Annotated in this window: 10 protein-coding genes and 1 riboswitch; of the genes, 3 read left to right on the forward strand and 7 right to left on the reverse strand. The window is 44.6% G+C overall.

The genetic code is table 11. From position 1 onward, the window contains the following. Window positions 1-297 precede the first annotated feature (297 nt). Window positions 298-1,668: an exopolysaccharide biosynthesis polyprenyl glycosylphosphotransferase gene (locus tag F824_RS0101820; RefSeq protein ID WP_019596137.1), complete on the reverse strand. Its 1,371-nt coding sequence runs from the start codon at window positions 1,666-1,668 to the stop codon at window positions 298-300. A 201-nt stretch (window positions 1,669-1,869) separates the two neighbouring features. On the opposite strand from F824_RS0101820, the gene F824_RS0101830 reads away from it, so the two are divergent. Beyond that, window positions 1,870-2,538, forward strand: a complete 669-nt coding sequence (locus tag F824_RS0101830) for a class I SAM-dependent methyltransferase (protein WP_019596139.1) — start codon at window positions 1,870-1,872, stop codon at window positions 2,536-2,538. Window positions 2,539-2,583: 45 nt separating this feature from the next. Here the strand turns inward: F824_RS0101830 and F824_RS0101835 are convergent, their stop codons facing one another. Next, entirely contained in the window at window positions 2,584-4,260 is a 1,677-nt protein-coding gene (locus F824_RS0101835; protein WP_019596140.1) for an amidase, read from the reverse strand. 72 nt (window positions 4,261-4,332) lie between these two features. On the opposite strand from F824_RS0101835, the gene F824_RS0101840 reads away from it, so the two are divergent. Next, window positions 4,333-4,776, forward strand: coding sequence for a hypothetical protein (locus tag F824_RS0101840; protein WP_026333440.1), 444 nt, complete (start codon window positions 4,333-4,335; stop codon window positions 4,774-4,776). A 170-nt stretch (window positions 4,777-4,946) separates the two neighbouring features. Here F824_RS0101840 and F824_RS0101845 read toward each other — a convergent pair whose 3' ends face one another. The 5 genes from F824_RS0101845 to F824_RS0101870 form a co-directional block, all read right to left on the reverse strand. Then, complete coding sequence (locus F824_RS0101845; RefSeq protein ID WP_019596143.1) at window positions 4,947-5,261, reverse strand: hypothetical protein; 315 nt, start codon at window positions 5,259-5,261, stop codon at window positions 4,947-4,949. Window positions 5,262-5,292: 31 nt separating this feature from the next. Next, window positions 5,293-6,693 (reverse strand): class II fumarate hydratase, encoded by a 1,401-nt coding sequence (fumC, locus tag F824_RS0101850; RefSeq protein WP_026333441.1) that lies wholly within the window; start codon window positions 6,691-6,693, stop codon window positions 5,293-5,295. Window positions 6,694-6,769: 76 nt separating this feature from the next. Next, a complete protein-coding gene (locus F824_RS25435) occupies window positions 6,770-7,255 on the reverse strand; it encodes a hypothetical protein (protein WP_031327042.1) in 486 nt (161 codons plus the stop codon). 263 nt (window positions 7,256-7,518) lie between these two features. After that, on the reverse strand, window positions 7,519-10,332 hold the full coding sequence (locus tag F824_RS0101865) for a M16 family metallopeptidase (protein ID WP_019596147.1): 2,814 nt from the start codon (window positions 10,330-10,332) through the stop codon (window positions 7,519-7,521). Between the two features lie 92 nt (window positions 10,333-10,424). Further along, complete coding sequence (locus F824_RS0101870) at window positions 10,425-11,723, reverse strand: voltage-gated chloride channel family protein (RefSeq protein ID WP_019596148.1); 1,299 nt, start codon at window positions 11,721-11,723, stop codon at window positions 10,425-10,427. A gap of 89 nt (window positions 11,724-11,812) precedes the next feature. Next, a riboswitch (Fluoride riboswitch) is annotated at window positions 11,813-11,881 on the reverse strand. A gap of 189 nt (window positions 11,882-12,070) precedes the next feature. On the opposite strand from F824_RS0101870, the gene F824_RS0101885 reads away from it, so the two are divergent. Continuing rightward, entirely contained in the window at window positions 12,071-12,970 is a 900-nt protein-coding gene (locus F824_RS0101885; protein ID WP_019596151.1) for a TIGR01777 family oxidoreductase, read from the forward strand. The last annotated feature ends 51 nt before the right edge of the window (window positions 12,971-13,021 follow it).

Here is a 13,021-nt window from a genome sequence, read left to right on the forward strand (position 1 = left end):
TTTGCTTGATCTCACTTTTCCTGGCAAAGTCGTTTAACCCGCTTTATGCATTATCAAATCAATCCCGAAATTCCTTAGTAATCACTGAGTCGTTAACTGTTTTTTGACCTTACCCTAATCTCCAAATAGTCTGGTTTTTTTGCAGTTTCAAGCCCTATTCCCAAACGAAATGCGTAACTCTATCTAGCTTACCTCAAGTTAGCTGCTTTACGTTACTTTTCCGCTGTCTTAGAATTCGGGTTTAATTGTCAGCAAACGAATAGAGAGATCATCCACATAAGATTCTATTGGATGTTTTCAATACGCGCTTTCCCGATTCCGGATCAACTCAATCACTGTTTTTAGGCAAATCTTCAAATCTAGCCATATTGACCAGTTTTGGATGTAAAAATAATCCAGTTTAACTCGGGAACGGATTTGATAAGGGTTTTCGATTTCTCCCCTAAAACCCTTTACCTGCGCCAGTCCGGTGATGCCTGGTCTGATCTTATGTCGGGAATTGTATTTTTCTATCTGGGTTTTGAAAACCCTATTCATTGGAACCGTATGTGGCCGAGGGCCGATAACGGACATGTCTCCAATCAGCACATTCAAAAATTGGGGCATTTCATCCAGGGAAGTGTTTCTGAGAAAGGCACCGATTTTGGTGACGCGCGGGTCGTTTTTTACTGCCTGCTGGCTATCCCCATAATCATTGGGCGTCATGGATCTAAATTTGAGGCATTTGAAGACGACACTGTTCTCCCCATTCCTTTCCTGAATGAAAAAAACCGATCCCTTGGATTCCAATTTGATCAATATCCCCACGATGGGAATCAACCAACTGAGGATAAAAACGGTGACCAAAAGTGAAAATACGATGTCGAAACTCCGTTTCAAAAACCTGTTGAAGACATTGTCCAATGGAATTTCATTCACATTGATCACAAAGAAATCGCCGTACCGACTAAAGGAGAGTTTCTTTTCGAGTTGAAGACTTCCATGCGGGATCACTTTCACTTTAATATAGTGTTCTTCCGCAAAATCAATGATATTTTTCACGGTGTTGACATCCAGCCTTTCATTGATATAAATCAAGTCCAGCTTGATTTTCAAAGCCTCTTCGTAGAAAATCTTGATGTCGCCACGGGTTTGGTTGCAGGAGGCAACATCATCATAATACCCCATAAAGTTGATGCCAAAATCCCTTCTGATGCCGAGGATTTTGGCCAGTTCGCTGCTGCTGCTGCCTTTTCCCAAAATTACGGCATTTCTGTAATTGTATCCTTTTTTCCTGTATTGCTTGAGCACCATATGTGCACCAACCCTATAAAGCCCCAAGAAAAGGAATAAGGAAGCAGCTTGGGAAATCAAAAACACAATCCGGGAAGGATCTGATCTAAAGGGCAACCAAAAAATGGAGACAATCGCCAAAAACCAAAGGAGCGAACCAAAAAGGCGTTTCAATGTGGATTCAAATTCCGTGGTCCTACCGATCTTGTAATCCTTCCTCAAAAGGGAAATAACCAACCATACCATGATGTAAGTGGCATAAAGGGGACCGCTGAGGATCGGGAAATCACCAAAATAAAACAATGTGGCCATTGAAACCAGCAAGGCCACATGAAGTGCCAAAATATCACCGATTACAAAAAGCCAAGGAAAGAAGGTGTAAAAACGTTTTTTCATAAAATCATTTGAATCCTAAACCGAATGGAGCAAGCCACCATTATTAGGCCAATTTTTGGCTGGTATGATTTGAAGATTAAATTAAAATTTTCCCAACTTCAAGCAAAATTAAAAAAGATTTGCGCATCAAAATTGTTTTTTGATCAATAAATTTAAATGACTTGCCTAACTTTGCTGATTATTTAGGCAAGATTCCAATTCATGAATTACATAAAATCCCTTCTGGCACCATCAGACCATCCCGAATCCCTTGGCAACAAATTCAGATCGAGACGGTTTTTTGTGTTTGAAAATCTCATCCTTAAAAATTTTCCCCAAGGAAGTCCGATTCGGGTTCTGGATGTAGGCGGCACGGCCTATTTTTGGAAAGACATGGGATTTTTGCAAAAATACAATATCCACATCACCTTGCTCAATCTGCACAAGGAAGAAGTAAATGTCCATCGCATCTCCAGCATGGCAGGAGACGCCACAGATTTATCGGGTTTTGAAGACGGGAGTTTTGATCTTGTATTTTCCAATTCCGTGATCGAACATCTTTATACTTGGGAAAACCAAAAGAAGATGGCCAAAGAAGTTATGCGTGTGGGAAAGAAGTTTTTTATCCAAACACCCAACAAACACTTTTTTATCGAGGCGCACTATGCGCTTCCCTTTATCCAATACATCCCCAAGAGGTCGGCTTTCCACCTTTTGACGCAGACCAAAATCAGCCGAATGCAAAAATGGGAACCCAAAGATGCCCAACAGTATTTGGACGAAATCAGACTGATCTCCCAAAAGGACATGCGGAAACTCTTTCCAGGGGCAAAGCTTTACAAAGAAAAATTTCTGGGCATGACCAAGTCATTTTCCGCCCACAATCTTTAAAACTCCTTTCCCATATCTTTAAGACATGGGAAAGGAGTTTTGTTGCTACTTGTCAAATAATGGAGGCCTTTTTTTCTGCCAATCTGTTTTTTCCTGGTAGGCTCGTCCCAGCATGATCAACTTTTCTTCCTCAAATAAATTGGCAAGGAAGGTGATGGAAGTGGGACTTCCGTTTTCCGTAAATCCATTCGGCATGCAAAGTGCCGGATGACCAGTCAAATTGGTGATCTGGAGTTGGTTCCCGCCAAAGGAAGGACTGATGATCACGTCATACTCTTGGAACAGTGCATGCATTTCTTCAATCAAAACCGAACGGTTTCTGCTTGCCTGAATATATTCCACCGCCGGAATAAACCTTGCCGCACGAAACTGGTTTGGCCAGGCACCGCGATGCTGGGCCACGAGCAGATCGTCCATATTTGACCGCGTCAAATCATCGAATGCTGCGGCGCCTTCGGCAAACAACATGATCAGCATGCTGCTGACATCCACTGAGGTTTCAAGTTTTACGGGGTGCAAGGTCAGTCCCAAGCTTTTTAAATCTTCCAGAACCTGTTGATCGATGGCCTTGCTGCTTCTGTCGGTATTGAAAAATTCTTCAAAATAGCCTATTTTGAGGGATTTTATGGACTTGTCCACACTGTAATTCAAAGCTGCCGGAATGGTGCTTTGGTCTTTTTTATCCAAACCATTGATGACCGAAAGCACAATGCCATTGTCCAAAGCGCTGCGGGAAATCGGACCAATTTTGTCCATGCTCCAGCTCAGGGCCATTGCGCCAAATTTGCTCACCCGCCCAAAAGTCGGTCGTAATCCCGTGACGCCATTTCTGGTGGAAGGCGATACAATGCTTCCCAAAGTCTCTGTTCCAATCGCGAAAGGCACCAAAGCCGCACTCACTGCAGAGGCAGATCCCGCTGAGGAGCCACTGGATCCTTGCTGGAGATTCCATGGGTTTTTGGTAACCCCACCATACCAAACATCTCCCATTGCCAAAGCTCCGAGTGTGAATTTACCGACGAGTACAGCACCGGCATCATTGAGTTTTTCGACGACAGTGGCAGTTTCATCAATTTCCTGGTCTTTAAAAGGCATGGCTCCCCAAGTTGTTTTGGTCCCTTTGACGGCCAAAAGGTCCTTGATGCCATAAGGAATTCCATGAAGCGGTCCTCTGATTTTCCCGTTTTTAAGTTCTTGGTCCATCGCCCTGGCTTTTTCCAAAGCTTCCACTTCCATCAGGGTAATCAGACATTCCAATGTGTCACTGTACTTCTTGATTCGGTCCAAATAAATACCGGTAAGTCTTTCTGAAGTCAGCTTCCGCGTCCGAATCAATGTGGATAAGTCTGCTACGGACATAAAAGCGATGTCATGCGCATTGGCGGGCAATTCAACCGTTGCGGGCAATCCCCAGTTTTGATCCTTTTGTTCTTGATCCGGAAAATACCCATGAGGAAGGGGATTGAATACCAGGGAAGGGGAAACCGAATTTTCGAGTTTGTTTTTCCGCATATTCTCATAACCCGTCCGGAAATTGTTCAGGTTTTGGAGCATGCTGTCCTTTTCGGCTGGAGTAAATTCCAATCCAATTAGCATCTCCGCACCCTGGATGGATGCTGGTGTGATCTCGCCCAGCCTTTGGCCGGCAATAAATCCAACAGAAATAAGCAGTGGGACTAGAATAATAATCCAAAGGCTTCGGGTAACTTTAAAATCCTTCATGTAGTTTTGCAATCAAATGTGAACCTTCGGTGAAACAGGAGGTTAATTCCAGAAATATAAAGAATTATTTGAATGCAGAAAAACCAAACTATTCCAAGTTTCCCGATGCCGATGCGAGGGATACTTTTGCTTACAGGAATGTATACCGTGGCCTGGTCAGCATTTTTTAAATATTTGGGAGAGCACCTCTTGCGTTGGCTATCCATGACGCCGGAAAACATTCCGGGATTGGAGAGCAACTGGTTTGGTGGTTTTGGCTTGTTGATCGGTTTTTTGATCTTTATGAGTGCATTTTACCCGAGTAGTTGGCGGTATCTGATATTGGTGGGCATTGTCGGGAAAATCATCTCTTTTTCATGGTTCTTTTTGGAATTCATTCCCATTTTGGGTTGGAACAAAAGAACCATTTTCCACTTGGCCTTCAATGAGCTTCTTTGGCTAATTCCATTGAGCATAATTTACTTGCGCGCAATTAAAGTACATGCGTATTTGAAAACTCTGCCCGAGGAAAAATAAATACACAAAGGGAAAGAATTGGTGTTTTGATAGGCTTATCCAGGATATCAGAGCCATTAAAAAAAGGGAACCAAACATTTCTTTTTGGAGAAAAATCTGGTTCCCTATGCTTTTTGTTCACATGGAACAACTCACAATTCCTGTTTATTTGGAATTGACCTCTTCACGCATTACAATAGAATAACAAGTAACAAGACTATGACGATAACGGCTCCAAGTGAAAGGTAAAGTCCGCCACCACGCCTTGCTTCTTTGTTCAGTTCTTTGAGCTCCGTTTTAATGGCTTTTTTTTCCGCCTTATCCATGGTGGAAAAGTCCATTTTTTTGATTTCCATCACCCTGGATTCAATTTCATCCATTCGTTTCAGGTCTTCTGCTGAGATCACTTTCGGTTCCTTTTCAGAAGGAATGGATGGATTTTCTGCCTGTGCCGAGAAGGCAAATAGCATCGCTGCAAGAGAAAAATAAATTTTTGCTTTTTTCATAAAATTAAATTTAAGTTAGAAAACTATTTTATTATTTTAAGCTCCCAATCATGTCTTCGGGTTTAACCCATTCGTCAAACTGTTCACTGGTCAACAGTCCTAAATCCAAGGCGGCTTCCCTTAGGCTGGTTCCTTCCTTATGCGCTTTTTTGGCAATGGCGGCTGCATTTTCATAACCGATATGGGGGTTCAAAGCCGTGACCAACATCAGGGAATTTTCGAGGTGACGTTTGATAAATGGCCTGTTTGGTTCGATTCCCACCGCACAATTGTCCGTGAAAGAAACCGCAGCATCCCCGATCAAACGTGCCGATTGTAGGAAGTTGGCGATCATCATAGGCTTGAAAACATTCAACTCAAAATGTCCATTGGATCCTCCGATCGAAATCGCAACGTCATTGCCCATCACTTGGGCCGCGACCATCGTAATGGCCTCCACTTGGGTAGGGTTCACTTTTCCGGGCATGATCGAAGAACCTGGCTCATTTTCTGGAATCAGGATTTCGCCGATCCCGGATCTTGGTCCTGAAGAGAGCATCCGGATATCATTGGCGATTTTCATGAGGCTCACCGCTATTTGCTTCAATGCACCATGCGTCTCGACAATGCCATCATGGGCAGCCAAAGCTTCAAATTTGTTGGGGGCCGTTACCAAAGGTTGCCCTGATAATTCGGCGATTTTTTTTGCCACCAACTCCGAATATCCCGCTGGAGTATTCAGACCGGTACCTACGGCTGTTCCCCCAAGTGCCAACTCGGACAAATGGGATAGCGTATTTTTCAAAGCCCTTATCCCATGATCCAATTGGGCCACATAACCCGAAAATTCCTGTCCCAAAGTCAATGGGGTGGCATCCATAAAGTGGGTACGACCGATTTTGACCACATCCATAAATGCCTCAGATTTTGATTTCAGGGTATCCCTCAGTTTTATGATCCCAGGAAGGGTGGTTTCCATGACCATTTTGTAAGCGGCAATGTGCATCGCCGTGGGAAAAGTGTCATTGGAAGATTGGGACTTATTGACATCGTCATTGGGATGGATTTTTTTCTTTTCATCCTCCAAGGTGCCGCCAAGCAGAACATGGCTCCTGTAAGCGATCACTTCATTGGCGTTCATATTGGACTGGGTGCCAGACCCGGTTTGCCAGATGACGAGAGGAAATTGGTCGTCATGCTGGCCAGTCTGGATTTCGTCGCAGACCTTGCCGATGATGTCGGCCTTGTCTTGGGCAAGCACGCCCAATTCTGCATTGGCGAGCGCTGCCGATTTTTTCAGGATCGCAAAAGCATGGATGATTTCGATCGGCATTCGGTTTCTTTCGCCACCTATTTTAAAATTATTGATGGATCTCTGGGTTTGTGCACCCCAATATTTGTCTGCGGGGACTTCCACAGCGCCCATGGTATCTTTTTCTATTCTATATTTCATATAATTCGGTTTTTTTGGTTTGATTTTGAGTCTGCAAAATACGACCTCAATGGCATAATCCATAGAAAAGCCACAATTAATCCCTGACTTGGAGATTGAGCAGATTATAAAAAAGGGATTGAGATTTTCGGATTTTTCGCTTGAAATGTATCCAGGCAAATAGATAGTTCCCCAATCCGATCGCAAGGCATAGAAAACCATAAGCAGGATCGCTTTTGCCCAGAAAGAAGAAAAGGGACATGGCCAGGATAATGACCGACCAAAAACCCAAAAAGAAGCTCGCCCCAGGGAATAGGCTGTATTTCAGAAAGAGAATACAGCCCGCCGCAGTGGATTCTATTTTTCCTGCGATCAAGGGTAAAAAACTGTCCGCTTTGTCAATCACCAATGAAATCCTAAAGGAATCCTCTTTCACAACACCATTGAATAGGTGGCTTTTCTTCTTTGTTTCGTCGAAATCGAGAAAATTTACATTTTGGGTCACTTGATTGAGCCGTGCGATGACCTCCTTTCTGTTGAAGGCGGACACGATGGTTTCGCTATGGGCGGGGAAAATATACATGTATGGTTAACTCAAAAGAATCCCTTCGGTTCAACCCGAAATATGCATTAGCTCTCACAATAGGACTGAAACTGCAAGAAAATCAGGATTTTGGGTGAATAAGTATATTGCCTATATGGTGAAGTCAAAAACAATATACAAATGACCGATTGTTAAGAAACTATATCCTGAAATTGAATTGGCGATGGATACGCCGGGTTTAATCTTCACATAAAATATCCGATTTGATGACCGGCGAAAGAAAATGGGCCCAGCCAACTCCCTTAGTCCAAGGCTTTGGCTGGATTTTTCCTGATTTCGATGAGATTTTCCTTCGTGAGGAATTCTTTGGCGGCCGATTGGATGCGCTCTGGAGTCACGGAGTCGATGGATTTTTCTGCTTCAAGAATGACATCCCAAGAAAGCCCATAAGTTCTGATTGCCGACAATTGGGCATTCCAATAGCTGTTTCTCTTCAGGTTTTCTTCCAAAGCGATCCTTCGTTTTTCCTTTACTTTATTCAGATCTTCAATTGAGGGTCCATTTTCCTGTATTTTTTGAATCTCTATCCAAGTGGCTTCGATCAGACTTTCCACTTTTTCGGGACTACAGGGAAAACTAACCGAGAAAGAAAAATTCCCTACGGGCCTGGAGGAAAGACTGCCATTGGCACCCACGCCATAGACGCCTCCAATTTCTTCCCTGAGGCTTTCGATGAGTTTGATGGTCAGGATTTCCCCCAAATAACCGAAGTCGGCAGCCTTTTTTCGGTCATAAGGGATTTCTCCCGAAAAGTAGAGAATGACCTGACTTTTCTGGTCCACGCCCACTTCCACGATTTCTTTTTGGCCTCTCGGTGCTCGGATGCCTAGATCCTTGTACGCTTCTTTTTGATCTGGGCTTCCCGGAAGACTTCCGATGTATTGTTCTAGGAGCGGGGTGATACCCTCTAAGTCGACATTTCCGGTAATGAAAAACTCAAAATTCCCCGCGTTGGCAAACCTTTCTGCATAAATCTCCAAACCCCTGTCCAAATCTATGTTAACCAAATCTTCGGGATCATATATCCCCATGGCCCTCAAATTGCCATCTGCGATGATTCGGTTCAAGGCTTTTGAGAATTGGTAATCCGGATTGGATAGGGCGCTGGCCAATTGTGCTTTTTGGTTGGCCATATAGACCTCAAACAGTTCTTGGTCTTTTCGGGGCTGGGTAAAATACAGGTGAAGCAACTGCAAGGTCGTCTCCAGATCTTTTGGCGAGGTAGCGCCAGAGATCTCCTGTGAATAGGTAAGCACATTTGGGGTAAGCGACACGGTTTTCCCTGCCAATACCTTTCTCAGATCTGATGGCGAAAATGACCCAACACCCATGATATTGACCAACACGCCGGCGTAGCTTGCGGAGTAATGGTCCTCATCCGGATACAAGGAAACGCCTCCATCCCCTTTGGCCAAGAAGATGATTTCATCGTTTTTGAAGTCCGTGGGCTTGACAAATACTTTGGCACCGTTGGGAAATGTCAATGTGGTCAAGCCGATAGATGCAATAGTTTCGGTTTCCAAAACGCTAACGGGAATGGGCAATTCCTCCATGAGGTTTTCTGCCAAGGCTTTGTCGGCATAGGGCTCCAAACTTGTGTCTGCAATCTCTTCCATCAAGGCAAGCACCGCTGTTTCCGAAGGAATATTTTCTTTTTCGCCCTCCGGGGCGGTGATGATGACTACTCGGTTTTCATTTCGCACCAACTGACCCGCGAGTGCATTGACCTCTGACAAGGTGATTTGGGGAATGATTTCTTGGTAAAATTCATGTTTCCATTTCTCTCCATCGGCAAATCTTCCGCCTAAAAAATGATTGACGTACCGACCGACAATTGATCTTGATTCAGCTTTGTCCATTTCATTGAAGCTTCTTTCCGCGCTGTTCAAGACCGATTTTTTGACACGGTCCAGTTCCGGTTCCGTAAAACCAAATCTGGCCACGCGCTCATTTTCCAACAACAACGATTGGAGGCCAGTCTCGATTTTGCCGGAGGCCACTACAGCGGAAGCGGAGAAATAATCCAAATCCCTGACAAAGTTGCCATATCCCGTCCCGGCAAAAACAAAGGGGGCACCGGGTTTTTGGCGGATTTCATCCAGACGTTGGGTAAGCATACCGCCGTACAGGGTTCTGATCAAGAGATTGCGGTAATCTTCCTTCGTCTCTGTGGGCAAAGCCTTGTGCTTGTAAAAAAACTGCAGCTGGATCCCGGGGGCTTCCTGATCGGTGACCACACTCACAAAAGTCTCTTGATGCTTCGGTACCTCAAAGGATTTTCTCTCCTTTGCATTTTCAGGGTTTTTAAGGTCCGAAAAATGCTCCTTGACAAGGGCTTCCAGTTTTTCGGGATCCACATCGCCCACAGCAATCACGGCCATATTGTCCGGTCTGTACCAATCCCTGTAGAAATTCCTTAAGCTTTCGTAATCAAAGTTTTCCACAATTTCCATTTTTCCAATGGGCAGTCTTTCCGCATACTTGCTATTGTGGAGGATCACGGGCAGGTATTGGTCCTGCATCCTTTTTGAATATCCTTCTCCGGTTCTCCATTCTTCGACGATGATTCCTCTTTCTGCGTCGATGTCTTCGTCCTTCATCAATACCCCCCCGGCCCAATCGCTGAGAACCTTAAACCCATTCCTCAATGTGGCTTCGTTTTCCGAGGGAATCGGCAGGATATACACCGTTTCGTCAAATCCTGTATAGGCATTTAAATCCGCGCCAAAAGAAACCCCAATGGATTGAAGATAATTGACCAATTCATTTTTTTCAAAATTGCGGGTTCCATTAAATGCCATGTGCTCTACAAAATGGGCCAAGCCCTGCTGATCATCTTCTTCAAGAATGGATCCGGCGTTGATGGCCAGCCGCAATTCCACTTTGTTTTCAGGCCGTGGATTGTATTGGATATAATAGGTGAGCCCATTGTCCAACTTTCCAACCTTGACCCTTGGGTCCAAGGGTACTTTTTCATCCAGACTTATTTGGCAGAAAGCAGCTTCTGATGCCAATAAGAAAACAAAGGCTACCAGGATATTTTTGAATATATTCATGATCCTAAATTTGGAAAGTTCTTGGTTCTAGACTTCCAAGGTAATAAAAAATCAAGCGAAGGATAATTAAAAACCCGAAATGTGGTCTGGCTCTAACTTTCCCCAAGATTTTTCCCTTTCTTACCGAGGGCTTTAATGTTTTTGGGACTCCCGATGATTTGGGATTTATAAATCCCAGCATGACCACTGAAGAGGTATGCGATCACACAAGCCAAACCCACATAAACGCCCGATTCGGCCCCAAAAAGCTCAATTCCCATCAGGGTACAAGCAAGGGGCGTATTCGTGGCGCCGGAAAAAACGCCCACAAATCCCATTCCTGCAAGGAGTGCCATGGGTAAGGGAATGATCCAAGAAAGGGCATTGCCCAGAGTGGCTCCCGTAAAGAACAAAGGCGTGACTTCTCCCCCTTTAAAGCCTGCGCCTAAGGTCAAGGAAGTCATCCCAATTTTAGCCAAGAAATCATACCAAGGGAGTTGTTCGGTAAAGGCATCGGTGATTGTTGGGATGCCCAAGCCAATGTATTTGGTGGTGCCCATGGCAAAGACTAAAAGGGCAACCAGAAGACCGCCAATAAATGGCCTTAAAGGAGGATATTTGATTTTCATTTCGAAAAGTGTTCCCCAAAAATGGGTGGCTTTGGCAAACAGTCTTCCGGCCAAACCAAAACAAATTCCTGCCGGGAGGATCCAAAGTAAATTTCTCAGGTCCAGGTTGGGGACTAAAGAAATGGAATAATGATGATGTTCCACCAGCCAAAGCTCTGCACAGGCATAATTGGCAATATAGGCGCCAAAAAATGCAGGCAGAATGGCTTCGTAGCGAACACGACCCACCACCAGCCATTCCAAGGCAAAAACCGCTCCGGCCAAGGGCGTCCCGAAAACGGAGGCAAAACCTGCCGCCACGCCGACGGTGATCAGTATTTTCCGATCTTCTTTTTCGAGTTTAAGCCATTTGGTAAATTGATCTGCCAATGCCCCACCCATCTGGATGGCCGTACCCTCACGTCCAGCCGATCCACCAAAAAGATGAGTGGCCAATGTTCCGAAGAGCACCAATGGAGCCATTCTCAGTGGAATGGTTTTTTGGGGATTGTAAAATTCCTCTAAGAGCTGGTTGTTTCCTTTCACCACAGATTCCCCAAAACGATGGTAAACCCAACCGATCAAAAGCCCCGCCAATGGCAAGAGTGCGATGATCCAAAGGTTGGATTCCCGATAAACGGTTACCCAATTGAGGGATATCAAGAAGATTCCGGAGGCAGAACCAGCCAGCATTCCTACCACACCCGCAATCAGTAGCCATTTGAAGGTAAAGAACAGATTTGGAAGAAATTCGAAAGTGAAAAACGAATTGATTTTGAGACAGGCTTTTATCCTCTCCAACATATGGGATTGATTGTATCCAAAATGAAAAGACATATCAGGGAATAATCTCCACGATGATGACCATTCCTGTTTGGATGGTTGGCAATTGAGTTGAAGTAGGAGTCATCAGCACCAAAAAAGGAGCGGTTGTAAGGCGGAACCCCATCGCCGAATGAAATGTAAAGATATCAAACCTTGGCAAAAATCAACCGTTTCTCCACCTAAAAGTCTTTTCCAGTACAATCTTAATCCATTTTGGATTTTTCTTGGAGAACAAATTGGGTAAATTCCCTAAATTGAAACAATCTTCAGCAATAAGTTCTTCACAGAGAGGTATAGTGATTATACACAAATACAATTTAAACTTCATGAAAAATATACTCATTACCGGAGGCTCCGGACTCATAGGGAAGAAAATCACCAAATTATTGGAAAAAAATGGACACCAAGTCGCTTGGTTGAGCAGGACACCGTCAAAAAACAGTCAAAAATCCTTTGCTTGGGATGTGGAGGCTGGAACATTGGATGAAAAAGCCATACGCTGGGCCGATGGCATTATTCACTTGGCGGGAGAAGGTGTAGCGGACAAAAGATGGACCACCGAAAGGAAAAAGGCTATCCTGCAAAGCCGAACCCATTCCTCGGAGCTGCTTTTTCGGGCCATCGAAAAATCCGATAAAAAACCTGAATCCTTTGTCTCTGCCAGCGCCGTTGGTTATTATGGCTTTGACACCGGAGAGCAACTGGTGGATGAAGAAGCTCCTGCCGGCACCGATTTTTTAGCCCAGGTGGTCATTGCTTGGGAGGATTCGTCAAAAAAAGTAGCCGATTTAGGCATCAGAACTGTTTTGCTTCGGATTGGGATTGTTCTCGACAGTGGAGGCGGTGCCTTGAAAGAAATGATGGGCCCTCCCGTTGCAGCTCCTCTGGGAAAAGGGACACAATGGATGAGCTGGATACAGGTAGAGGATTTGGCCAAAATGTTCGTTTTTGCCGTTGAGAATGAAAGTTTGAAAGGGATTTACAATGCCGTTGCGCCAAAACCGGTGACCAATCGGGATTTGACCCAGAAAGCAGCCAAGAAGATTGGGAAACCCTTTTTGGGAATCGGCGTTCCTGCATTTGGATTGAAACTTCTGTTGGGGGAAATGGCCCAAATGGTGATTGGTGGAAATCGGGTTTCCTCCAGGAAAATCCAAGAAGCCGGATTCAATTTCCAATACCCAAACCTTGCCGAAGCCTTGGAAAAGACATACAGCAAAGATTAAACCCGTGTTGTACATGACCAATTCTCCTCCAGTCGGAAATTGATTAATAAC

The organism is Rhodonellum psychrophilum GCM71 = DSM 17998, from assembly GCF_000381545.1.
GTDB classification, from domain to species: Bacteria; Bacteroidota; Bacteroidia; order Cytophagales; family Cyclobacteriaceae; genus Rhodonellum; species Rhodonellum psychrophilum.

Bases quoted from the DNA above. Each gene is read 5' to 3' on its own strand.
- F824_RS0101845 (WP_019596143.1), bottom strand. From the start codon at position 5,261: ATGAAAAAAGCAAAAATTTATTTTTCTCTTGCAGCGATGCTATTTGCC.
- F824_RS0101835 (WP_019596140.1), bottom strand. From the start codon at position 4,260: ATGAAGGATTTTAAAGTTACCCGAAGCCTTTGGATTATTATTCTAGTC.
- F824_RS0101885 (WP_019596151.1), top strand. From the start codon at position 12,071: ATGAAAAATATACTCATTACCGGAGGCTCCGGACTCATAGGGAAGAAA.
- F824_RS0101870 (WP_019596148.1), bottom strand. From the start codon at position 11,723: ATGTTGGAGAGGATAAAAGCCTGTCTCAAAATCAATTCGTTTTTCACT.
- F824_RS0101840 (WP_026333440.1), top strand. From the start codon at position 4,333: ATGCAGAAAAACCAAACTATTCCAAGTTTCCCGATGCCGATGCGAGGG.
- F824_RS25435 (WP_031327042.1), bottom strand. From the start codon at position 7,255: ATGTATATTTTCCCCGCCCATAGCGAAACCATCGTGTCCGCCTTCAAC.
- F824_RS0101830 (WP_019596139.1), top strand. From the start codon at position 1,870: ATGAATTACATAAAATCCCTTCTGGCACCATCAGACCATCCCGAATCC.
- F824_RS0101865 (WP_019596147.1), bottom strand. From the start codon at position 10,332: ATGAATATATTCAAAAATATCCTGGTAGCCTTTGTTTTCTTATTGGCA.
- F824_RS0101820 (WP_019596137.1), bottom strand. From the start codon at position 1,668: ATGAAAAAACGTTTTTACACCTTCTTTCCTTGGCTTTTTGTAATCGGT.
- fumC (WP_026333441.1), bottom strand. From the start codon at position 6,693: ATGAAATATAGAATAGAAAAAGATACCATGGGCGCTGTGGAAGTCCCC.